Source organism: Chitinophaga sp. RCC_12 (genome assembly GCF_041360695.1).
Taxonomy (GTDB): Bacteria; Bacteroidota; Bacteroidia; order Chitinophagales; family Chitinophagaceae; genus Chitinophaga.
The window spans coordinates 94501-118760 of record NZ_JBFUPS010000002.1; the positions used below are offsets into that span (position 1 = coordinate 94501).

General features: G+C 47.4%; 21 protein-coding genes. 9 read left to right on the forward strand and 12 right to left on the reverse strand.

Going from position 1 to position 24260, the window contains the following annotated elements; translation table 11 throughout:
- The first annotated feature begins 134 nt into the window (after window positions 1-134).
- Window positions 135-899 (forward strand): EI24 domain-containing protein, encoded by a 765-nt coding sequence (locus AB6805_RS05525; protein ID WP_370908457.1) that lies wholly within the window; start codon window positions 135-137, stop codon window positions 897-899.
- Complete coding sequence (locus AB6805_RS05530; protein WP_079471054.1) at window positions 899-1612, forward strand: SAM-dependent methyltransferase; 714 nt, start codon at window positions 899-901, stop codon at window positions 1610-1612. The genes AB6805_RS05525 and AB6805_RS05530 overlap by 1 nt, the downstream gene beginning before the upstream one ends.
- A gap of 40 nt (window positions 1613-1652) precedes the next feature.
- Here the strand turns inward: AB6805_RS05530 and AB6805_RS05535 are convergent, their stop codons facing one another.
- On the reverse strand, window positions 1653-2042 hold the full coding sequence (locus tag AB6805_RS05535) for a hypothetical protein (protein WP_370908458.1): 390 nt from the start codon (window positions 2040-2042) through the stop codon (window positions 1653-1655).
- A gap of 23 nt (window positions 2043-2065) precedes the next feature.
- Window positions 2066-3439, reverse strand: a complete 1374-nt coding sequence (locus AB6805_RS05540) for a M20/M25/M40 family metallo-hydrolase (protein ID WP_370908459.1) — start codon at window positions 3437-3439, stop codon at window positions 2066-2068.
- Window positions 3440-3619: 180 nt separating this feature from the next.
- On the opposite strand from AB6805_RS05540, the gene bshA reads away from it, so the two are divergent.
- Window positions 3620-4759 (forward strand): N-acetyl-alpha-D-glucosaminyl L-malate synthase BshA, encoded by a 1140-nt coding sequence (gene bshA, locus AB6805_RS05545; protein WP_370908460.1) that lies wholly within the window; start codon window positions 3620-3622, stop codon window positions 4757-4759.
- Here bshA and AB6805_RS05550 read toward each other — a convergent pair.
- From AB6805_RS05550 to porU, 8 genes are all read right to left on the reverse strand, one after another.
- Window positions 4756-6129 (reverse strand): murein hydrolase activator EnvC, encoded by a 1374-nt coding sequence (locus tag AB6805_RS05550; protein ID WP_370908461.1) that lies wholly within the window; start codon window positions 6127-6129, stop codon window positions 4756-4758. The two genes, bshA and AB6805_RS05550, sit on opposite strands and share 4 nt — an antisense overlap.
- A gap of 89 nt (window positions 6130-6218) precedes the next feature.
- A complete protein-coding gene (locus AB6805_RS05555; RefSeq protein WP_370908462.1) occupies window positions 6219-7655 on the reverse strand; it encodes a murein hydrolase activator EnvC in 1437 nt (478 codons plus the stop codon).
- Between the two features lie 90 nt (window positions 7656-7745).
- Window positions 7746-8582 carry a DUF4292 domain-containing protein gene (locus AB6805_RS05560; protein WP_370908463.1) on the reverse strand — a complete coding sequence of 279 codons (837 nt, stop codon included), beginning with the start codon at window positions 8580-8582 and terminating at the stop codon, window positions 7746-7748.
- Between the two features lie 24 nt (window positions 8583-8606).
- Window positions 8607-10343: a tetratricopeptide repeat protein gene (locus AB6805_RS05565; RefSeq protein ID WP_370908464.1), complete on the reverse strand. Its 1737-nt coding sequence runs from the start codon at window positions 10341-10343 to the stop codon at window positions 8607-8609.
- Between the two features lie 3 nt (window positions 10344-10346).
- Window positions 10347-10790 (reverse strand): dUTP diphosphatase, encoded by a 444-nt coding sequence (gene dut / locus AB6805_RS05570; RefSeq protein ID WP_111579902.1) that lies wholly within the window; start codon window positions 10788-10790, stop codon window positions 10347-10349.
- Between the two features lie 37 nt (window positions 10791-10827).
- Window positions 10828-11316 (reverse strand): 2-C-methyl-D-erythritol 2,4-cyclodiphosphate synthase, encoded by a 489-nt coding sequence (gene ispF / locus AB6805_RS05575; RefSeq protein ID WP_370908465.1) that lies wholly within the window; start codon window positions 11314-11316, stop codon window positions 10828-10830.
- A gap of 123 nt (window positions 11317-11439) precedes the next feature.
- Window positions 11440-12612 (reverse strand): type IX secretion system outer membrane channel protein PorV, encoded by a 1173-nt coding sequence (gene porV, locus AB6805_RS05580; RefSeq protein ID WP_370908466.1) that lies wholly within the window; start codon window positions 12610-12612, stop codon window positions 11440-11442.
- Between the two features lie 104 nt (window positions 12613-12716).
- Entirely contained in the window at window positions 12717-16118 is a 3402-nt protein-coding gene (porU, locus tag AB6805_RS05585) for a type IX secretion system sortase PorU (protein ID WP_370908467.1), read from the reverse strand.
- A gap of 153 nt (window positions 16119-16271) precedes the next feature.
- On the opposite strand from porU, the gene AB6805_RS05590 reads away from it, so the two are divergent.
- Window positions 16272-17822, forward strand: coding sequence for an SUMF1/EgtB/PvdO family nonheme iron enzyme (locus tag AB6805_RS05590; protein ID WP_370908468.1), 1551 nt, complete (start codon window positions 16272-16274; stop codon window positions 17820-17822).
- 206 nt (window positions 17823-18028) lie between these two features.
- Here the strand turns inward: AB6805_RS05590 and bcp are convergent, their stop codons facing one another.
- On the reverse strand, window positions 18029-18490 hold the full coding sequence (gene bcp / locus AB6805_RS05595) for a thioredoxin-dependent thiol peroxidase (protein WP_370908469.1): 462 nt from the start codon (window positions 18488-18490) through the stop codon (window positions 18029-18031).
- 31 nt (window positions 18491-18521) lie between these two features.
- On the reverse strand, window positions 18522-20210 hold the full coding sequence (locus AB6805_RS05600) for a M23 family metallopeptidase (RefSeq protein WP_370908470.1): 1689 nt from the start codon (window positions 20208-20210) through the stop codon (window positions 18522-18524).
- Between the two features lie 324 nt (window positions 20211-20534).
- Here AB6805_RS05600 and gldA point away from each other — a divergent pair, with 324 nt between their 5' ends.
- The 5 genes from gldA (at window position 20535) to nth (ending at window position 24260) form a co-directional block, all read left to right on the forward strand.
- Entirely contained in the window at window positions 20535-21455 is a 921-nt protein-coding gene (gene gldA, locus AB6805_RS05605) for a gliding motility-associated ABC transporter ATP-binding subunit GldA (protein ID WP_370908471.1), read from the forward strand.
- Between the two features lie 98 nt (window positions 21456-21553).
- A complete protein-coding gene (eno, locus tag AB6805_RS05610; RefSeq protein ID WP_079471070.1) occupies window positions 21554-22843 on the forward strand; it encodes a phosphopyruvate hydratase in 1290 nt (429 codons plus the stop codon).
- Window positions 22844-22930: 87 nt separating this feature from the next.
- Window positions 22931-23242, forward strand: a complete 312-nt coding sequence (locus AB6805_RS05615; RefSeq protein ID WP_370908472.1) for a septum formation initiator family protein — start codon at window positions 22931-22933, stop codon at window positions 23240-23242.
- Between the two features lie 112 nt (window positions 23243-23354).
- Window positions 23355-23573, forward strand: coding sequence for a hypothetical protein (locus AB6805_RS05620; protein ID WP_370908473.1), 219 nt, complete (start codon window positions 23355-23357; stop codon window positions 23571-23573).
- A 39-nt stretch (window positions 23574-23612) separates the two neighbouring features.
- Entirely contained in the window at window positions 23613-24260 is a 648-nt protein-coding gene (gene nth / locus AB6805_RS05625) for an endonuclease III (protein ID WP_370908474.1), read from the forward strand.

Genomic DNA, 24260 nt, shown 5'->3' on the forward strand with positions numbered 1-24260 from the left:
ATTGACGTGCTATAATCTCCCAAATCAGGATAATCATTTAAAATCATGATAATCATTGTTAATTTTGCGTTAGTTTCGTTACTCTTTCATAAAAACCAGGAAAAACCAATTCAGTTACAATAAAATATCAGGCGTTGTTTTCATTCAGAGAAGTACTGTCGGCGATCCAGTCTTACGGGAAAGCCCATCAATTCATATTACAGCATAAATTGTGGAAATGGATCCTGATTCCGGGCGTGATCTATTGCCTGTTATTTTTTGCAGGCTTTTACTTTGTGTGGGGCTACTCGGGCGACTTTGTGGAATATCTCACCCGCCTGCTGCATATCACAGAATGGGTACAGGACCTGGAAAGCAGCTGGGTAAGTTTTCTTTTTATACTTGTCGCGTTTTCTGTCCGCATTGTATTTGTATTCTGGTACTTCTCCTATTTTAAATACCTGTTCCTGATAGTAGCTTCTCCCGTGTTTTCTTATTTATCTGAGAAGACAGAAGCCATACTGGATCATAAAGACTTCCCTTTCAGCTGGTCGCAACTGGGCCAGGATATCCTGCGCGGGATCAAAATGTCGTGCCGCAATATTGTTTATCAAACAGCCGCTATACTCATCCTGCTGCTGATCTCCTTTATACCGGTGATCGGCTGGCTCACCCCGATGCTGGGGTTCTTTATCGAATCCTATTTTTATGGCTTCTCCATGATGGATTACAGCTGTGAAAGGCATCGTTTGAATATGTCGCAAAGCATCAACTTTATCCGCCAGCACCGTGGCATGGCCATCGGTAATGGAATGGTATTTTACCTGTTTATGCTCATCCCCGTATTGGGCTGGATGCTGGCGCCCTCCTATGCTGTAATTGCAGCTACTATTGACTTACAAACAAAAAGACTGAAATAATGAATACCACCGGCAAAGTGTACCTGGTTCCTACTGTTTTGAGCGCCGACGCCCTATTCAGCATTCCCGCTTATGTAACCGCTATCGTACAGCAATTATCTGTTTTTTATGTAGAGAATGAAAGAACAGCCCGCAGGTATCTGAAGTCGCTGGACAGAAACATCGTGATAGATAACCTGCAACTCCTGCTGATGAATGAAAACCAGGCGCCCGACCTGGTACTTGCAAAAAAATTACTGCTCGAAGGAAAAGATATTGGCATCCTCAGCGAAGCCGGATGCCCTGCTATCGCTGATCCCGGCCACCTCATCGTAAAACTGGCGCAAAGTATCGACGCCAGGGTAATCCCGATGATTGGCCCCAACTCCATGCTGCTGGCCCTCATGGCCTCCGGTATGAACGGACAAAACTTCCAGTTTGTAGGATACCTCCCCATCAAACCACCCGAAAGAACAAAGATGATCCGGGAACTGGAACAGGAATCCGAAAAGAAAAAACAAACACAGTTGTTTATTGAAACGCCTTACCGCAACAACCAGTTGCTGAAAGATATACTGGATAACTGTAAAGACTATACGCAGATTTGTATCGCAGCAGATATCACTGCACCAACGGAGTATATTAAAACAAAAACGGTAAAGGAGTGGAAGAAACAATTACCCGATCTTCATAAACGACCGGCTATCTTCCTGCTGTATGCAGGTAACGAATAAAGAAAGGGGAATTACGAAACCGTAATTCCCCTTTATATTTTTAAGGCAGCTCCGACTTCACCGGCTCCTTGATGGAAATAATACTGTCTACAATAAATGCGCTGTATCCCCTCCACGGAATGGCTCCCAGGTACTCTTTGTAGTGCAGCTCCACCATTTTCCCGCTGGCCGTCATCAGCTGCTGCGCAATGCGTTCGCTGCTCACGGAAAACTCAAATTCGTTCGACTGTATAGTACCGGCTACCTTGCCGCGGTAGCCCGACTGGATCACTTTGCCTTCATAGGTTTTAAAGATGTATCCCTTCTGCACAAAATAATTCAGCTCCCCGGCTTTAACGCCCTGTCCGAAAACAAAATAGTATTTATAGAAGAAAATACCTCCCAGTACCAGTATAATAACAGATACAATGATAAAGACAAACCGACCCATAGTTAGTTTTTAGTGATGGATGATCAGAAATTCTGATCTACAAGATAAATGAAACCCGCCATACCAAACGCACCCAATTCCAGTTCTCTTTTATTCACCGCTTCAAACACATCGTTCGCCGCATGATGGATATCAAAATAACGCTGCGAATCAGGAGAAAGTTCAGCCATTGGCGTACCAATTGCTTCATGCAGCTGGCCTACATCCACCCCGCCTCCCGGTTCTTCAAAATCATAAATACCATACGGCTCAAAAAGTGGCTTCCAGCTATTCATTTTTGCCTTCAGGGGCGCGTCCATAGTGGTAGTGAAACCGCGTGGCGTAAAGCCGCCGGCGTCGCTTTCCAGGGCAAAAACGTGTTTCTCCTGGCGCGCTTTGGCTAGTTCGGCATATTTCTTACCTCCACGGGTACCATTTTCTTCATTGGCAAACAGTACTACGCGCAGCGTATGTTCCGGTTTCATGCCCAGTGCTTTAAAGGCGCGCAGCACTTCGATGGATTGAACGCAACCAGTACCGTCGTCGTGCGCACCTTCCGCCACATCCCATGAATCGAGGTGGCCGCCAACCGTGATGTACTGATCCGGGTATTTGCTGCCTTTCAGTTCCCCGATCACATTATGCCCGATGGTGTCTTTCTTCATTTCGCAATTGGTACGCAGAAACACGCTGGCGCTGTTATCATCTTTCAGGCGCTGGCTCAAACGGTCCGCATCTTCCAACCCGATAGCCACCGCCGGAATTTTAGGATAGGCGCTGTCGTACTGCATGGCCCCGGTGTGCGGGAAATTATTGGCGCCATGCGTCATAGATCTTACAATCACTGCCACCGCGCCGTATTTAGCGGCCCGGCTGGCGCCCTGGCCACGGTACTTTACGGCATCGCCATAAGAATGAAACGTTTTTATGAAGGTGGGGTTGAAATGATAGTTATAGAAAACGATCTTCCCCTTTACCTGGTCTTTCTTTGCTTCCAGGTCGTCGAAAGAAGCCACTTCCAGTACCGGCGCGGTTACGCCATCCGGTCCGCTGCCCACTGAGTTACCCAGGGCCAGTACTTCCAGTGGTGGTATAAAATCCCGGCGTTTAGAGATGATGCGGGCTTCTTCCTTTGCACCTCGGATCCAATGCGGTACCATACACTCCTGGAGATACACGGTGTCTGCACCGGCCGCTTTAAGCGCCTTTACGCCCCAGTCTTCGGCTTTCACCATTTGTGGAGATCCGGCCAAACGGCCGCCTATCTGCTTCGTGAGGATCCGCAGGTTTTCGTAGGCAGTGCTGTGGGTTAATACTTCATCCGCTAATTTCCTCAACGTCACTGAATCCTTCTCCTGCGCCACTGCCAGGGCCGGCAGGGTACAGGCTAACAAAATTGGCATTATAGATTTTCTCATTGCAGCAGGTTAATTTATGGTTAAAACTACTAAAAAAGCTGAAGGAGCAAAGCATAAAGGTATCTAGTTGTCAACTCTTTTGTTCAACAGCCCTCCGGGTACCGCTCATCCCACTCCCCTATGCATTATGTGATATCGTTCTGCTTTTTAGTACCTTTGCAGAATGCAAAAAATTAACTCATGCGCATAGGAATAGTATGTTACCCTACTTACGGTGGTAGTGGGGTGCTGGCCACAGAGCTGGGGAAAGCCCTGGCAGACAAAGGCCATATGGTCCACTTTATTACATATCAACAGCCAGTAAGGCTTAATGCATTTCACGCTAATATATATTATCACGAGGTTCAGGTTCCTACATATCCGCTTTTTGATTTCCCGCCTTATGAATCTGCCCTCAGCAGTACGATGGTGGACGTTATCATTAACCAGAAACTGGACCTGTTGCACGTTCACTATGCCATTCCTCACGCTTCTACCGCCTATATGGCCAAACAGATCGTGAAAAAACATGGCAGAACCGTGCCTTTTATCACTACGCTTCACGGTACAGATATCACCCTGGTGGGTAAGGATAAAACCTACGAACCGGTGGTTACCTTCTCCATCAACGAGTCGGACGCTATTACCGCGGTTTCCGAGAACCTGCGGGAAGAAACCTATAAATCGTTCCCGATAGAAAAGGATATCACGGTGATCTACAACTTTGTGGATACCCTGCGCTTCAGCCGCCGGGAACTGCCTCATTTCAGGCAGGCCATAGCTCCCAACGGCGAAAAGATCCTGCTGCACGTATCCAATTTCCGTAAGGTAAAGAGGGTACCTGATGTGGTAAAGATCTTCGCCCAGGTACGTAAAGAACTGCCGGCCAAACTGCTGCTGGTAGGCGATGGCCCCGACAGGCCGTCGATCGAGTGTCTTTGCCGGGAATTAGGGATTTGTGATGATGTAAGATTTGTAGGTAAACAGGAGCAACTGGAAGATGTAATGTCGATCAGTGACCTGTTCCTGCTGCCGTCAGAATATGAAAGTTTTGGATTGGCTGCACTGGAAGCAATGGCTGCCCGGGTGCCTGTGATCTCCTCCAACGCGGGCGGTTTACCGGAAATCAATATTCCCGGGCAAACCGGTTACATGAGCCATGTAGGCGATGTGGATGGAATGGCTGCCCATGCGATCAAACTGCTGAAAGATGAAAAATTACTGGAGCAGGTAAGACAGGGAGCATGGGAACAGGCGCAACGCTTCCATATCGATAATATCATTCCACAATACGAAGCTTTATACGAAGAAGTACTGCAAAAACAGGTGCAGTTACTTTAACGGGCACGTATCCATTTTTCCGGATTCTGTTTTACCATGTTGCGATATATCTGTAATTCTATTTCCCCGGTATTGCTACCTGCACCCGGTGCGGCCACACCCAGTGTTTGACCACGTTTTACAGATGCTCCTTTGCTGACACGGATATCCAGTAATCTCACATAGTTGGTAAAATATTTTCCATGGCGCAGGGTGACCATATACCCTGCGCCTGGTACCATAAATACCATAATTACTTCCCCGTCAAAAATGGCCTTCACTGCGGCGCCCCTCGCCGTTGCGATGATAGTGCCGTTGTGATCCACATCAATTTTACCAACCCTGCCGGCACCGAAATGACCTGTAACACGGCCTGCATCTACGGGCCAGGGCAGGCGGCCACGATTTGCCTCGAAATCACGCGATAAGTTGAGCGCTTCCGGAGTGGCTACCAGCGCATCTTCACTGGAGGTTTTAGCTACCGGCGCATCGTCTTCTTCCTCTTCTTCTTTCTCCACTTTTACCGGTGCTTTCTTACCCGCTTTCTTTGCCGCAGCAATAGCCGCTCTTCTTCGGGCCGCAGCCTGTTCCCGCCGCCGGGCATCAGCAGCCTTTTTACGGGCCAGCGCCTGCGCCGCCGCTTTCTTCTGCGCAGCAGCTATTTCCCGCCGGATGGCATCCTGGATAGCCCTGTCTACCTGCCGGGCTTCGGCTTTATTTTTATTGATGCGCTGCTGTAATTCTTGCTCCTGGTCTTTCAGCTGGGCAATGTTTTTATCTGCTTCCTTTTTATCCTCCAGCAGGTCTATCCGCTGCCGTTGTTCTGTTTTCAATGCACCAGTTTTCTGCGCCCGTTGCTGCTGCAATGCGGTCAGCTTCTCGCCCAGCAGCGCTTTGGTGGATAGCAGGCTTTCCGCTTCCCGGCGCCTGTTTTCACGGTATTGTTGCAGGTATTGATACCTGCGGATAGCATCATTAAAACTGGTGGCAGAAAAAAAGAAATTCAGCACATCATACGAATCACGGGTTTTGTAGGCATACACCACCAGCTGCGCATACCTTGCCCTGAGAGAATCAACTTCCCTCTCCAGCGTTTGTACGTTACTGTTAGTATTGCTGATGTCTCCCTCTATTGAACTGATTTCTTTGTTAATATTAACTATCTGTGCATTGCGGGTGGAAATTTTTTGCAGCAGCTCGCGCTGCAGGGCTACATTTTGCCGGGTGGATTTCTTTGTTTGCTGCAGGGATTTATTTGCTTCTTCTATTTCTTTCAATAACTCCTGTTTACGGCTTTCAAGTGCCGCGCGCGATTGCCTGCTGCCCCGCTGAGCATACAACAGCGCAGGCAATAGCCACAGAGCCATCAAAAGAGGGATCAACTTTCTCAAAAAAAAATGCATTTGGTTAGTAAGCGCAAAGCTGAAAGCACCCTTAAATGCTTTCAGCTTTATCTCGTATAGTTTCAGCTATGTTTAAATTATCTTCTCCGGATCCACTGCTCAGGATTCTGCTTGGTAATGCCTTTCCAGATCTGCAGCTCCACTTCACCGGTATTTTCAATATCGTTGGTGCTGGCAGTACCAATTACCTGTCCGGTTTTCACATTATCGCCTTTCTTCACACGGGTAGTTTGCAAACGTACATATGTAGTAAAGTATTGTCCGTGACGAATAATAATTACATATCCTGATCCCGGCATTACTACTACTGATTTCACTTCCCCATCGAAAATAGATTTCACGGCGCCGCCCTTATTAGTGGCAATCACAATCCCATCGGATGGCACCTGGATATGTTCCATTACCGCATGCTGGTGTATACCAAAATGCTCGATGATATTACCGGCATCAACGGGCCACGGTAGTTTACCCCTGTTGGCTTCAAAACTTTCTGACAATGCCAGTGCTTCGGGAGTGGCTTCCAGCACGTTTTCTGTGCGGGTGGTCGCTGTTTTTTCAGGTTCCGGTGCAGGCTCCGGCGCTTTCACCGGGGGAGGCGGTGCCGGTGGTGGCGTATTGGCAGCATTACTATTGTTATTATTGGCAGCGGCAGCTTTCGCTCTTTCAGCAGCAGCCAGTGCAGCGGCTTTGCGGGCTTCTTCTTCACGCTTACGTCTTTCTTCTGCGGCCTTGCGGCGGGCCGTTTCTTCTTCTATCGCTTTACGACGCGCTTCTTCTATTTCCCTGCGGATTACTGCCCTAATCGCCAGCTGTACTTTCTGGGCATCTTTCTTACGCTGGTTAATATCGGTTACCAGCTCCTTCTCACGGCCCTTCAGCTTATTCAGCACTTCATCTTTCTCTTTCTTATCTATTTCCAGCGTGTTGCGTTGCTCCTGTTCGGTTTTAAGCGCATCAGAACGTCTTACGCGCTGCGACTCCAGGTTCTGGATCTTCTGATTCAGCTGATCCTGTGTAGACACAATGTTATCTGCCTGCCGGCGGCGGTACTCACGATATTGCTTTAAATACTGAAAACGCTTTACTGCATCGTTAAAATTCTCCGCGGAAAACACGAAGTTCAGCATATCGTAAGAGGAACGGTTTTTATATGCGTAGATCACCAGCTGGGCATACTGGGCCTTCAGGGTATCGAGGTCTTTCTGCAGGGTTTTTACATCCCGTGCAGCAGTATTGATATCTCCATTGATAAAGTTAATCTCTTCGTTGATGTTATTGATCAAACGGCTGCGCAGCGTGATCTTGTCGCGCAATGCACGGAGTTGACCAAGACTTTCTTTGGTAGACTTCTTGGTTTCCTTCAGTTGTTCGTTTGCCTCATCTATTTCTCTTTGCAGCTCCTTCTTTCTTCGCTCCAGTTCTTCCCGCGATTGTTGCTGCTGCCCAGTATTCTGAGCAACCAACATGGCTGGCATTAACCATAGCACCAACATAAACGGGATAATCTTCTTCAAATACAACATGACTTAATTTAGTGACTGCAAATTAAATAAATATACAACGTTTATTAGTTTAATGAAGACGACATTTACGCAATTAACATTTTACATGCGTTTATAGCTGGCAGGCGTGCTGAATGGGAAGGTGAGCGGCACATCAAAATCATAACGTGTAAAGTCCAGTGCAACTTTAGTCACGTTCTTTTCTTCGATGTAAATACGGCGCGTAGTGGGGAATTTACGGCCGGCCACTTTTGTGTAGTCTCCGTAGGTCAGCTCGCAGGAACGTTTCACAGTACTGGTACTGTCTTTATCCATCACTTTGCTTTGCTGCAATCCGTAGTCATCCGCAAATACGTTAAAGAGACTGATAAACTTTGCATGATCGCAGCTGAAAGAAATAATAGCCGGCGTTTTCACTACCTGGTATACGGAATCCGTAAGATATACCGGGTTGCCGATCAACATATCCTGGAGGGTATTAAAATCAAACGGGATATTCAGCAATTGCTCCGCGTCCGACATCTTCCGTAAAAATAATTGTTTATCCAGGCGGTTATACATCTTCAGACTGTCTGGTGTGATCACTGCCCTGATCACTTCGTCTACAATCGGCGCGGAAACAGATATCCATATGATGCTGTCTTTCTTTATACGGAAAGTAGCATTCAGGTTATTATGGCTCTTCTTGTCTGTTTCAAATGCCAGCTTCATTTTGGCGGAAAAAGTATTAAACTCAATATGATTGGCGTGAATACCTTTCAGCATTTCGCTGGTAAAACGGGTGAGTTCTTCATTCGTTGAACTATCTTTTCCCAGGGTTACCCTATTGGTATCGGCGGCGGGGAATGTAGTACGGGCCAGCTTCTTAGGATGACGGCAGGCCATCATTCCCAAACCGATGGTTATAATTAAAAGTGTGACTTCTATTTTTCTCTTCATTGAGCGATGACTTATAGCAAATGCTTATTGAATATATCTTTTTTCAGCGATCTTACGGGCGAGGTCTACAGAGGATGCTCCCTTATCTTTAGCCATCTGCCAGTATTCCACTGCTTTGGTAACTTCTTTCAGATTAAACAGGATATCACCGTAATGCTCCAGAACGTTCGGATTTTTCTGTGCTTCCGGGTATTGCAAAGCTTTCTCGATCCACTCTTTTGCTTCTGCAAATTTTTCCTGTCGGAAAAGGATCCAGGCGTAGGTGTCCATGTAGGTTGGACTTTCCGGTTCCAGTTCCAGTGATTGTTTCGACATTTCTGCTGCCCTTTCGAGGTTCTCTCCTCTTAACGAAAGATAGTAGCTATAATTGTTCATGATCAGCGCATCTTTCGGACGGAGCAGTAAGGCGCGTTCGTAGCTGCTGTCCGACTGCCGGTGCTGCCCGGTAGCATGGTAGGAATCGCCGAGCAGGGAGTAAATATCTCCCAGGAATTTCTTCTCCCCGTTACCTATGTCCAGTGCGGTATTCAACGAATTGATCGCAGCGGGATACTGTTGCAGCAGGAAGCTGGCTACTCCTTTAAAGTAGTAGCCCATAAATTCTTTCGGGAACTTACCGGTTACACTGTTGCTGAGTGCCAGCAAGGCGGTGGGATCATCCTTACGGGAATAGATCCACATCAGCTGATACCACACTGAAAAACGGCTGTCATCCAGGCTCAGGGCTTTTTTATAGCTTGCCTCCGCACTGTCCAGCATATCCGCCTGTGAAAACATATCACCGCGGAGCGCATATGCTTTGGCATCCACCGGGTGCGCTTTAATAATGAGGGAAGTGAGGTGCAATCCTTCTTCCAGCTTGGTGGTATCCGTGTTCATCATTTGCAGGTACGGATATACATACGCTACTTTTTCATCGATGCTGTAACCCGGATTGGCAAATGCTTTGGTAAGATTATTCCAATAAGTAACGGTGTCGTTATTTTTCTTTGCGTAAGAAGCCAGTGCTATCAGGGCTCTTGGATTATCAGGATCTTTAGAGAGAATGGTATGATACACTTCCGCGGCTTCCGGCACACGGTCGTTGGCATCGTATATTTCTGCCAGCAGATAATAATACCTGATTTCCTCTGGCTCCTGGTTAATCAGCTTCTTTATTTCTGTGGCTGCATCATCCACCATGCTCATTTTCAACAGCAGCTTCTGTTTCTGGTAAATGAGTTCTTCCACTATGCCTACCTTCTTTTCCAGCTCATTAAATGCAGCCAGTGCAGAGGCGGGCTTATTGGCTTTTGCCAGTAAAATTCCTTTGTTATAAAGATAATCTTCGTTATCAGGGTATCTGCTGGTAAGGCCTTCAAAAACATAGGCAGCGCTGTCAAATTTTTCATTCACCGCATAAGCGTCTGCGAGGGTTACCTGGAACCAGTGGTTCTGTGGATCCAGCGCAGCAGCGCGACGGGCAAAGATGAGCGCATTACCGGCGTTTTGTACTTCTATAAAAAGACGGGCTAATTCATAATTGACGGTGGGATTATTTTTATTCAGCCGCAGATAGTCGGCATACTGGGTAATAGCCGTACGGTAGTCACCCAGCATTTTAGAGCGCTGGGCGGCAAAAAAGAGGCTATCAGCCCGCTGTGACAGCACAGCGGCGTTATTAACGGTAGTGTCTTTACGTGATGCTGATGATTTGGCACCACTACAGGCTCCCATTAATAAAATACCAGCCAGCCCTATAACGGTGAAGTATATCCGCATTTATCAGGATTTACCGGTATGTCCAAATCCTCCCACACCTCTAACGGTTTCTGTCAGCACGGTTACCGGTTCTATGACCGCCTGAACAAAGGGAGCAATGATCATCTGAGCAATACGGTCGCCGGGTTGTATGGTTTGCGGTTCGTTGGATAAGTTGATCATTATAATTTTAATCTCTCCCCGGTAATCTGCATCTATCGTGCCAGGCGTATTCAGGAGCGTAAGTCCCTGTTTAATGGCCAAACCGCTACGGGGGCGGATTTGCGCTTCATATCCAGCCGGCAGTTCCATGAATAAACCAGTAGGGATCAGCATCCTTTCCAGCGACTGCAGGGTAACTGCTGTTTCCAAATGTGCGCGGAGGTCCATTCCTGCCGCATCTGCCGTTGCATAAGCTGGTAATTCATTACCCGACTTATTGATTATTTTCACAATGATATCCGCCATTGAACAAAGATATTTTAAAATAATTATGAATGAAGAATTACTGGGTGATATGCTCCAGCAGTACTACCGCATGGGCTGTAACCCCTTCTTCACGACCAACAAAGCCCAGTTTTTCCGTAGTAGTTGCCTTTACAGACACGTCCTCTGTACTTACATGCAGGATTTGGGCAATCACTGCCTGCATTTCCGGCACGTATGCTTTTATTTTAGGCGCCTGCAAACACAGGGTACTGTCTACGTTAACCACCTGGTATCCCTTTTCCCCGATCAGCTGCGCGCAGCGTGCTAATAATATTTTACTGTCGATATTCTTGTAGGTGTTATCGGTATCCGGGAAATGCACCCCGATATCTCCCAGGGAAAGCGCTCCCAGCATGGCATCACAAATAGCATGTAACAATACATCGGCATCGCTGTGCCCCAGCGCTCCTTTATGATGTGGTACCAGTACGCCTCCAAGCCAGAATTCACGTCCTTCCGTCAGCTGATGGAAATCTACTCCCAATCCTATACGTATCCTACTCATATTTGTAATAATTTAATCATTTTGCCAATCCGCAAGGTAAGCCAATAAATATAAAAATCCCCCCGTTTTGCGGAGGGATTAAAGCGGATAATTATTTTATATCATTAAACGACTAAATATGTGTTACCATCCTGTCCGGCTTTCCTCATCTCTTGGCCCCAGGTCGAATGTGAGCGTGAAGCGCAGTGTGTTGGAAAGCGGGTTACGCTGTATACCTGATCCTGAAGGAACCAGGTAAGAAAAATTAAGCCCGAAGATATCGTACTTAACACCGATACCCGCCGTAAAATATTTGCGGTTTCCTTTGTTCTTGTTTTCGTTGAAATAGCCTGCCCTTACTGCAAACTGCTGGTTGTACCAGTACTCCATACCAATAGAATACATCAGTTCCTGCATTTCTTCCTTGATGGGGGCATCGCCAAAGGAACTGAATATTCCTTCGAGTGTACCTTTCTCTTTATATAGTCCGGCAGAATCCGGGGTAGGTACCAGTAATTTATTGATATCCAAGGCAAACGTCAGTTGATTGGCTTCGTCCAGTGCCACCGTATAGGCGGTACCGATACCCAGGTTAGTGGGCAGGAAGTCTTTATTGGCGGCAGAACTGGTGTAGGAAATCTTGGTACCTATGTTCGTAATGGCCATACCAATGTTCAACCTGTTCACCAGGCCGTCATCTTTCTCGAAATCTTTGGTATAAAATCCTGACAAATCGGCTGCAAAGGCTTTACCCGGCTTAATGCTAACGCTACCATTGCTTTGTCCGCCGGCCAGGTTGGAGTAAATATAACGGGCGGTTAAGCCAATACCAAAATGATCCGACAGCTTACGGGCATAACCTGCATCCAGTGCAAATTCACGCGGGCGGAAATCACCGGTAGGCGTACCTGTAACATCCGTAAAATTGATTGTTCCAAGAGAAAAATATCTCAAGGAACCGGAAATGGCCTGTTGTTCGTCCAGCTTAGTATAGCCGGAAACGGTAGCCAGGAAAACGTCGTTTACCAGTTCTTTTAACCAGGGGGTATAAGTTACTGCCAAACCGCCATTTTTTTCCGCAAATGGAAGTTTGGAGAGATTGTTATAAATAGAAGATGCATCCGGCGATATTGCCACTCCCACGTCGCCCATGGCTCCACTGCGTGCATCCGGTGTAATTCTCAGAAAAGGAACCGCGGTATTGATGGTGTTGGTACGACCATCTGTTTGCCCGGGATTAGGAATTTGAGCTGAGGTTTGTAAACTTATGAAAGTACCGTAAATGAACACAAGGCTCATTGTTACCTTTCGGATCATGCAGATTTTGTATTTGATAAGGATGTAAAAATAATCTTATTTATTAATATAACATAGAAAGGGGTTTATTTGGGATAATGGTAAAAATTATTTTCCTGCATAGGCTATAATAACACCAGCTTACCACCTTTTATCTTCGTTCCCGTGGAAGTCTTGATTGTTATCCTGTACACGTACAATCCTGAGGACAGTTTTGCTCCCGAATCATTTCGACCATCCCAGGGCATGCCCTCAAAACGGCCTGCGGTGGAAATTATTGTGCTACGCATAGTTTTTACCAGTTTTCCTCCTAACGTAAACACCTGTAACGTGAGTTCAAGCTCTTCTCCCTGCCGGTTGTGTAAAAAAGAAAACCGTGTTACATCATGAAAAGGATTCGGAAAGTTCCTTACTTCATCTACAGTCAGTACTCCCTGGTCTGCTACTTTGAAATAAATGGTGGTAGCAGCACCATTGTTCCGGGAATCCCATGCTTTGATTGTAATCCGGTGTTCTCCTGTTGACAATCCCTTTAACGGGAAAAGTACGTTACCCTTTTTATAGCTATCCAAAGATGCCCCAAAATAATCATTTAACACAATATATTCTGTACTATCCAGAATTGCGGTCAGCAGGTAAAGTTCGTTATTCCCTGAAATATTAATGCCGCTGCTGTCTGCCAGGTCCACTATCAATAAAGGATCAGGGCCTGTAATATCGCCACTCCGGAAACTGCGGCTATCGAGCCAGGCATTTATTGTTGGTCCGCTGACATCAGCTACTGGTGGAACTACCAGGCCACCGGTGGTGAAATTATCAAAATAACCATTGCCATCCTGCTGGTCGTTGCTGGTATAATAACTGATTTTCCCTTTGCCGTCGCCTTCCCTGATATCTCCGGGGGCCACAAATGTAAAAGAAAATCTGCCACCATTTACTGTTTGTGTACCCTGGAATAATACATTACGCTGCAATTTATAGCCCGCCACCTGGCTACCGGCATCATTGCCACGGGTTTTCAACAGGGCCGGCTGGTCATACACCGTTGTATACATAATGCCATTATAAGCTGGCACCGGGTTGCCCTGTGCATCCTCTATATGTCCTTTTACCGTATACAGGCCGAGCCCTTTCACCGTGTCGGGTTGTCCCGCAGCAGCCCTGCCGTTAATGGAATCAGTGATCACCCGGTAAGTTGGGAATGCCAGGGAAAGCGCCGGATCGCCCAGCAACTGGAACTTCCGGTTATTCACTGCATCCCCGGAACTGCTGTAGGTGAGGTTCTTGGCCAGCATGGCAGCGGTGCCCAATGCAGGCATACGCCCATCTGCGAGTGGCGTGAAGGCCACTTTTAAATAATTAGCGTTCATCAACTGGTTGGATGCAGAAAAAACCGCGCGGGTGGTGGTCATCAGCGCAATGGCGCCGCCGGTATGCTGCAGTAATATCTTATGTCCCAATGAAGTGATACCCGGATCATCATACGGCGCAAAATCGCAGGTAGCGGTAATAAACAGCGGTAACTTATTCTCATTATGCCAGTCGGCCATACTACCCGCATCCATGATGTTTTCTGCGGCCAGGCGGGAGTTACTGCCATGACCGGTATAGTTCAACACCAGCGTTCCCTTATTGATCTTTAAGGCAATAGCCTTGTTTACTTCCGGGTACACGGGGCCCGAACTGCCTGTCTCCTGCGGATAAGCGTCTGCATAGATCTTATCTGTATTCAGCAGTTTCGCGTCGCCGGAAAGGATGGTCCCCATTTTTTCCGCATCATCGAAATGAAGGTTATCGTCTTCATCATCGGCCAATAAAGTTACCTGGTTACGCCAGGCGCCAAACGCTGCCGGCTGCCGGTAACGCAGGATCTTATCCACCGCCAGGCGGGCTTCCGCTTCATTGCGTGCAGGAATACGGCCAATGCCGATATCCAGCAGATCCGGTTTAGCCGTTCCCGTGATATCCCCTTCATCTTTCAGTATCCCAAAGTAATCGTCGGATACGTACGACCGGATGGCATCGAGCGAGGCCTCACTTTGCCAGGAGGGGATATCGTTCGTATTATTTTTTATGCGTTGCCGGTAATCATAGGAGGCCGCGCCGAACAACAACAGGTAACGGGGTGCAGGTCCGCGGTCGTAAAACATTTTTACATAGTCCCTCACCGCGGTAGGATCGGGCGTTCCGGAGGCAAACTCCTGGTATACCTGATCGATGGTGGCTACCTGCACCGACAGCTGATCGGCCGCCCTGTGCATGGCTGCCAGCCGCTCCGCCTGCGGCAGGAGCGCACGTGTGGTGATAATGAGCATATCTGCGGGGCCGCTGCCATGCAGATCCTGGTTGGGCACCGTTCCTGCGAAATCAGGCTTCCCGGCGGCAGCGGCGCGGAAAGCAATGTATTCATGCAACTGGTCGTTTTTACCCGTAAACAGCAGGGAATCCTCCTGCAGGGTTGTTTTCATCACCACCGGGTTCAACGGGTCCGTAACATCCCAGATGTACGTTTGCGTGTTGGCGTTATATACCGCGAACCGGCTGGGTTGCCCGCTGCCGGCATAACGGGTACTGCGAAAATCCAGCATCCCGGTAGCTGGTATCACCGGCTTGCAGCGGGCTTGCACCTCCAGGTAATCCAGCCAGCCTTTATCGTTGATATTTCCCGGCAAAAATTCCACGCCTATTTCCAGTTCCGGCTGACCGGCATCTGCCCCACCTGTTGCGGCAGCGGCAGTAGCTACTCCCTCAAAAATGTTACCTGTTACCGGCAGCAGGTACATATTGGTTACAGCCGGCAATTTATTTATGGTGGCATTGAAGTTGCTCCCAACGCTGCTTCGTGCAGCTGCCCGCATGTTTACCCATACTTTTCCTTTTCCGGCGGAAGGCAGGTTAAACCGGTAGCTGCGCGTTAAGCCCACTACCTTGCTGAACTCCTGCCCCCACCACTGCTTGCCGCTATTGAGGAAATTTAGGCTGTCTCTTTCATAAAAGTCGTGGTAATCAAAGGTATATTCAGGCGTGGCTCCCGCCGGCTCATCCCCTGCGGCCACCCGGAGGCCTGTTCCGCCAGTGGTAATATAATACCAGGCGGTATCCGCATACAGGTTCCGCTGATGGGTAAAGGTTTTAGTGCTGCTGTTATACAGCCAGCGATGTGGTCCGGGGGCGTAAAAAAGGGCATAGTCGCTGCCATTAAGCACGCCGTCACCGCCGTCTTCCACGTGCAGGGCCACTTCCGGCAGATCGTCGTACCGCGGCGCCGGATTGGGTTCGGCCAGCATCTGCCCTCCGGTTCCAAAAAGCCGCAACCCGGCAGATGGCAACCCCGTGATCCCCATACTCTGAAGAAAGGCTGCATCTATTTTATAAATACCGGGGGCGCTGATACCTATCTTATACCAGCTGCCTGAGGCCAGTACAGAATTTTTTTTATACTGCCGAAGGCTGCTTTGGGCATATATTTCCCGTTTCCCTAAAAAAGAAAGCAGGAAAAGACCTATAAAAATATAATTGAGTTTCATTACCTTAATCGCAGTTTTTCGGCCGGTTGATGTAGAAAGACCCTTATCAGCGGGAACGATTGGCAGCAAATTACAAATTAATTTTTTTCGCCATAAAATAAAAAAGAGTACATTTGCGTTTACTGTAAATATACTAGACTAAAGCTGTATCGCATGCGTAGATTAACCTCTTTATCATTGCTCGTAGGTACCAGCGTAATGCTATCCATGAGTGCCTGTCATAAAGACGGCGGGGGACTTTTCGGTAAGAAGAAGGAATCTTCTTCCGCTACGGGCTGGAACTATAACGACCAGAAAATGGGCGGTTTCAGCGTAGCAAAAAACGTGAACCAGCAAACTGGTCCGGGCCTTGTTTTTGTACAGGGTGGTACTTTCGCCATGGGAGCTACGGAACAGGATGTAATGGGCGACTGGAATAATATTCCGCGCCGTATTACTGTTTCCTCCTTCTATATCGATGAATCTGAAGTAGCCAACGTACATTACCGCGAATATCTCTACTGGCTGAACCGCGTATACGGGGAATCATTCCCGGACGTATACCGTAACGCAATGCCGGATACCCTGGTATGGCGTAGTGAGCTGGCTTACAATGAGCCGCTGGTAGAATACTATTTCCGTCACCCGGCTTACAACGACTATCCCGTAGTAGGTGTTACCTGGAAACAGGCAACCGACTATTGTAAATGGCGTTCCAACCGTGTAAACGAGAAATTGCTGATGGACAAAGGTCTCCTCTCCAAAGCGGATGTAGGCAACCAGTCAGACGACAACACCTTTGACACCAAGTCTTACACCGCCGGTTTATACGAAGGTACACCCGGTAAAATGTCGAAGGGTACGAAAGACCAGTTCAAAAATTCCGATGGTACGCCCCGCAATGCTGCCTTTGAAGATGGTATCATGTTACCGAACTACCGTCTCCCAACAGAAGCAGAATGGGAATACGCCGCACTGGGCTATATAGGTCAGAACCCTGGTCCTTCCAAAAAAGAAGGCAAACACGGGGAAGAGCTGATCATGAACAAACAGGTTTACTCCTGGGGAACCAATACCAGCGGCTTACGTGATATCCGCCGCGGTACCATGCAGGGTCAGTTCCTGGCCAACTTCAAACGTGGTTCCGGTGATAACATGGGTGTGGCCGGCGGCTTGAACGACCGTGCTTCCATCCCTGGTCCTATCCGCTCCTTCTACCCTAACACATTCGGCATCTATAACATGTCCGGTAACGTGGCAGAATGGGTACTGGACGTATACAGACCACTCAACCCGATCGATGGGGAAGACTTCAACTACTTCCGTGGTAATAAATTCCAGACTGTTTACCAGAACGAAAATAAAGAGTTCGAAAAAGATAGTCTTGGTCACCTGAAAATGCGTGATGTAACAGATGAAGAAAGTGCCAACCGTCTTAACTACCAGAAGGGTGATGTAATCAACTACCTCGATGGTGACTCCCTTTCACAGGTGGAATATGGTTATGGTGTCACTACCCTGATCAACGATAAATCACACGTGATTAAAGGTGGTAGCTGGAACGATCGCGCCTACTGGCTTTCACCAGGTACACGCCGTTACATGCAGGAAGATATGGCCACTAACACCGTTGGCTTCCGTTGCGCAATGGACCGTGTAGGTAGCCCTGAAGGCAACAAATTCAAAACAGGTAACCTGTTCAAGAAACAACGCCAGAAACGATAGCGGATTTTGTCTTTCTCGCTGATTACGCTGATTATACTGATTACCCGGATTTTTACTTTTGGGATTTTTTAAGATTTTATGAATAAAAATTAAGGGAGATAAAAGCGAATATCCGCTTATATCTCCCTTAATCATTTATAAATCAAAAAGTAAAAATCCAGGTAATCAGTATAATCAGCGTAATCAGCGAGAAAGACAACCTTCGCTTACTTCCATAACTCGAGGATCTCCTCTGTATGATTCTTTGTGTCAGGTTTTTTGATGATATGCGCAATCACACCATTTTCATCGATGAGGAAAGTAGTACGGTGAATACCGTCGTATGTTTTGCCCATCATTTGTTTTTCGCCATACACACCATACTGGTGTACGATCTTTTTATCTTCATCTGCCAGTAAAGTAAAAGGCAGTTCATATTTCTCAATAAATTTCTGGTGACTCTGCTCGCTGTCGGTGCTTACACCTACCACAGCATAGCCCTTTTTCAGCAGGGTGCTATAGTTGTCGCGCAGGTTACAGGCCTGGGCCGTACATCCAGGCGTCATATCTTTCGGATAAAAATACAGCACTACCCGTTTGCCTTTAAAATCGGTGAGGGATACGGTTTTGCCATGCTGATCTTTTCCTTTGAAAACGGGCGCTTTATCGCCTTCTTGTAAGTTTCCCATATTTACGGTTTTAGCTGTTTGAAATGATATCTTAACGTTTGAATGATAATCTGTAGCTGCCTTCATTTCCGGCTACATCGGTTACCTTCAGTACCAGGATATGCGATCCCGGCTCACAATGTTCATCAAACGTATAGGTAAGTACGTTACTTCTCCGCGACAACAACAACCATTTGCCATCCAGTTCTGCACGATAGCTTTTAATACCGCTGGCATCATTCATGGCAAAAGATATTTTAGCAGCTTTTGAAAGAACAGCGCCCGGCTTCACGCCCAGCGGGGTTACCTTTGGCGCCACAGTATCTACTTCCAGGTGGAAGTTGCCGAAGTCGCGGAAAGTACCTTTGTACCAGCCGTTTTCCAGGGTGGTGGCGGAAGTGCTGCTGCCCTGTCCTTCTCTCACCATCACTATTTTCGATTGCAGGTTTTCCGGAACATTACGGGTGGCGCGAAGGCGTACGTCAAAGAAGTCGTGAACAGGCACCAGTGCATTGTGCAGGTGGTATACATTGGAATATGCTTTGGTGCTTACAGACGCTGTTTCCAGGTAATTGAAACATACCTGGTCGTAGAGCGCTGTTTCATCCAGGTAAAATTCCACCTGGTTATTTTCAAAGATATTACGTGAATCGGGGTACATGGTGTTGGCGCATGCTTTCTGTGCATCGTCTGCACCTGACTGCTGCAGGGCCAGTTTCACCGTAGAAGTATTGCCATAGGCATCCTTTACCAGCAGCTTTACATTATGTACAGCGCCGTCCGACAGGTGAATGGTACCATCACCTTTCAGGTCGTGGTAAATATCCAGTTTATTTCCGGGCAGGGAAAACACCAGCTGGTAGTAGGGTCCGCCGCCTTTCTTTGTTTTATAATCGATGTGTGCGTTCAGGTAACGGGTTTCCTCATACCCGATGTTATCCAGCTGGAAATCGATATCCGGTTCATTATTCTGGAACAGGGTCACTTCATAAATGCCATAGATATTACCGGTATTCATCCGGTCGATGGCGCTTAAGCCGATGCCCGCCTGCGCTGCATTAATTTTAACAACCGGCTGGGTGGTTACATATTCGCCGCCCACTTTCTTAACCGGTATTACGAGTGGCTTTTGCTCGTAAATACTTTTCTCCCGGTCGTATATCGCCAGGCGGTATACATCCGGGGCTTTGGTATCTGCGATATCGAAACCAAAGAGCAAGGGGTTCAGTGGTTTTTCTGTTGTTGTATTCCTGATTTCAAAATGCAGGTGCGGGCCTGCAGATCCGCCTGTATTACCACTCCAGGCTACAAAGTCGCCCTTTTTTACGGGGAACATGCCTGCGGGAATGGAAAGGTCGCTGGCCCAGCTTTCCGCCTGGTATTGTTGCTTCTTCACATATTGCTGCAGGGCAGGAAAAAAAGCATTGAGATGCGCATATACTGTCGTATAGCCATTAGGGTGAGTAATATAAAGTACGTTCCCGAAACCGGTATGTGATACCCCGATGCGGCTTACATAGCCATCAGCAGCGGCGTGTACCGGCAGATTTTCCTTTTGCTGGGTTTTAATATCCATCCCTGAATGGAAGTGGTTGGGCCGCAGCTCCCCAAAGTTACCGGCCAGTATGATCGGAATATTTAATGGATTCCTGAAATAGCCTTGCGGATAGTCCTTTACCGGGATGGATTGCGCCTGTAATAGTTGCGGAAGCAAACAAAGTAGACCGATGACTCTCTTCATAATATGCAAATGTAGGGAAAAGCGGATTTATGCGGATTTTGTCTTTTTCGCTGATTACACTGATTATGCTGATTACTTTGATTTTGCTTTTTTGTGTTTTGCTTTTGTGTTTTGAGAATTCCATTTTCGTATGCCCGTATACGTGTTAAACACAGCCGTTTAAAAGCCCGGAATTCAATGGTAGTATATCCGTTATTCATCTGCCCAAAAAATAAAAACAACATCAAAATAATCAGCATAATCAGTGTAATCAGCGAAAAAGACAAAATCCGCGTAAATCCGCTTTTTTAAGTACTTTAGTTCCCGCAAAACGTGCAAGCATACATGTCTATCCAGGTATCAGAACTCAGTAAAGTATACGGCGAACAACGGGCGGTGGATGCTATTTCCTTTGAGCTAAAAAAGGGAGAGATCACTGGTTTCCTGGGGCCAAACGGCGCGGGGAAATCCACTACCATGAAGATGATCACCGGTTTCTTACCGCCTACCAGCGGGAAGGCCAGTGTATGCGGGTTTGATATTGTGTCGCAATCGCTGGAGGTACGGAAAAGGGTAGGATATCTGCCTGAATCCAATCCCCTGTATTATGATATGTATATCCGGGAGTTCCTGGAATTTGTGGCGGGCATCCATCAGCTGGGAAAGGCGGGCACACAGCGGATTACATCCGTAATTGAGCTAACGGGGCTTCAACCAGAGCGGCACAAAAAGATCGGCGCATTGTCTAATGGTTATAAACAACGGGTTGGACTGGCCCAGGCCCTGCTGCATGATCCGGAAGTACTGATCCTGGACGAGCCCACTACCGGGCTGGACCCCAATCAGCTGGCGGATATCCGGCGGTTGATCAGGGAACTGGGGGCCAATAAAACGGTGATCCTTTCCACGCATATAATGCAGGAAGTAGAGGCGCTTTGCGACCGGGTAATCATCATTAACAAAGGAAAAATCATCGCCGACGATAAATTATCGTTAATCCAGCAAAACAACACCGGGAATGGTTATTTACAGGTTACCTTTGCGGAGCCGGTAAGCGAAGCCGAATTACTGGCAATCACCGGCATAAGCCGTGTGGTGGCCCGGGAAGACCATAGCTGGCAGTTATTTACCAGCCAGGTAGATGAAGTGCGAAAAAACCTCTTACAATTTGCTTTGATTAATAACAGGAACATACTTTCTTTGCAGAGCAATTCACAGAGCCTGGAAACAATTTTCCGGGAACTGACAAAAGCCTCCGGCAACTAACTGTAGCCTTTAGCAACCCGGGAGTGGTGAAGGGGACTAACAGCCGCAGCTAACGCCAGATGCTAAATAAATAGCTAACAATAATAACTTTTCGAATTATGAGTATCATTTCAGAAATCCATGCCAGGCAGATCCTCGACAGCCGTGGTAATCCTACAATTGAGGTTGATGTAACCACAGAAGACGGACATTTTGGCCGCGCAGCAGTTCCATCCGGTGCTTCTACCGGTAAACACGAAGCAGTAGAACTGCGTGATAATGATAAGGCTGTTTACATGGGCAAAGGCGTATTGCAGGCTGTAAGCAATGTAAACGATATCATCGCTGAAGAACTGATTGGCTGGGAAGTAACGGACCAGGCCGGTATTGATAAGATGCTGATTCAATTGGATGGTACTCCTAATAAAGCTAAACTCGGTGCTAACGCTACCCTGGCAGTGAGCATGGCCGTAGCCAAAGCTGCTGCTGAAGAAAGCAACCAGCCACTGTACCGCTACCTCGGCGGTGTAAACGCTTTCACCCTCCCTATTCCTTTAATGAACATCATCAATGGTGGTGCGCATGCGGATAATAAAATCGACTTCCAGGAATTCATGATCGTACCGGTAGGCGCTCCTTCTTTCTCTGAAGGCCTGCGCTGGGGCGTGGAAATTTTCCACCACCTGAAATCCGTACTGAAAAAGAAAGGATACAGCACCAACGTAGGTGATGAAGGCGGCTTTGCTCCTGAAATCCAGAGCAACGAAGAAGCTATCGAAACTGTACTGGAAGCCATCAAAGCAGCCGGCTACGAGCCAGGTACCCAGGTAGCTATTGCCCTGGATGCCGCCAGCAGCGAAATGTATGACGATGCTACCAAGAGCTACAAATTCTACAAAAGCTCCCAGAAAGTAATCAGCAGCGACGAAATGGTTGCTTACTGGACGGAGTGGGTAAATAAATATCCGATCGTTTCCATCGAAGATGGTATGGCAGAAGACGACTGGGATGGCTGGAAAAAACTGACCGAATCAGTAGGCAACCGCGTACAGCTGGTAGGCGACGACTTGTTCGTAACCAACGTACTCCGCCTGAAAGAAGGTATCGATAAAGGTATCGCCAACAGCATCCTCGTAAAAGTAAACCAGATCGGTACCGTAACAGAAACCATCGATGCAGTGAACATGGCGCACAAAGCCGGTTACACTTCCATCATGAGCCACCGTTCCGGCGAAACAGAAGATACTACCATCGCTGATCTCGCTGTAGCACTGAACTGCGGTCAGATCAAAACCGGTTCCGCTTCCCGTACCGACCGTATGGCGAAATACAACCAGTTACTCCGTATCGAAGAAGCACTGGGCGAAGTAGCGATCTATCCTACCAACTCTATCAGTGTTAAAAAATAATCCTTCGGGAAAAACTTTTGGATCTCGGATATCCGGCAACCTCACCGCCGGATATCTGAAATCCAAAAATGATTTGTAAATTGCTGTATGTCCGGATTAAAATTTATAAAAGTGCCAAAGGTCCTGAAGAATAAGTTCTTCATAGCTTTTGCTGCCTTTGTAATCTGGATCGCCTTCCTGGACAAAACCAACCTCATGTACCAATACCAGTTCCAGTCGGAGGTAAACAAACTCGAAAACCAGAAGGAATTCTTTATCCAGCAAATCAAACAAACCCGCGAAGAACAACAGGAATTGCTTTCCAGCCCCGAAAAACTGGAAAAATTTGCCCGCGAAAAATATTATATGAAAAAAGATAATGAAGACCTGTTCATTATCACCCCTGCCCCCACCCAATAACTCCGCTTCCTTTCCCCTTGTGCATCTTAAAAATTTATCTTAAATTAACAATAGATTCCGGGCAAAATCCGTTATAAAAGAGAACCTATTATTAGTATTAAAATAATAATGCATGAGTAATTTTACACTTTCTGTACTTTCAACCCTGTGTCTTGTTACCAAAAGCGATATAAAACATCACCAGGAGGATCTTTCTTTAACCCGGGAAGAGCAAGCCAGCTTTGACAACACCAAAGCAGCCCTGAACACCGTACGTTATTCGCCAAGAGTAGCCACCCTCCAGCTGATTTTCGACTACGCCGCCAATAAACAAAAAGCGGAAGAACAGTAACAGCGACCATACTTTTTTCATTTTTCCTATCTTTATGGCATGACTCAAAAAGAGCGTTATGCATTTGTTCTCAAATACTTTGAGGAACATGCTCCCAATGCCGAAACGGAACTCATCTACGACAATCCATACCAACTGCTGGTAGCCGTTATCCTGTCTGCACAGTGCACCGATAAAAGGGTGAACATGACCACCCCTGCTATCTTTGCGCAGTATCCGGACGTATATGCCCTCAGCACTGCCACCTTCAACGACCTGTTTCCCCTCATCCGGAGCATCAGCTATCCCAATAATAAAACCAAACACCTTATCGGGATGGCTCAAATGGTGGTGGAAGACTTTAACGGTGAAATACCCGCTACCGTACCGGAACTGATAAAACTGCCCGGCGTAGGCCGTAAAACAGCCAATGTAATCACCTCCGTAGTACACCAGCAACCCAACATGGCCGTAGACACCCACGTATTCAGGGTGTCTGCCAGGATAGGACTCACCACCAACGCCAAAACACCGCTGCAAACTGAACTGCAGCTGCTGAAAAATATTCCGAAAGAAAAAGTACACATCGCCCATCACTGGCTCATTTTGCATGGCCGCTATATCTGCGTAGCCCGGAGCCCGAAGTGCGGCGAATGCGGACTAAGGCCCGCCTGTAAATATTACGCAAAACTTGTAAAGGCCAGCTGA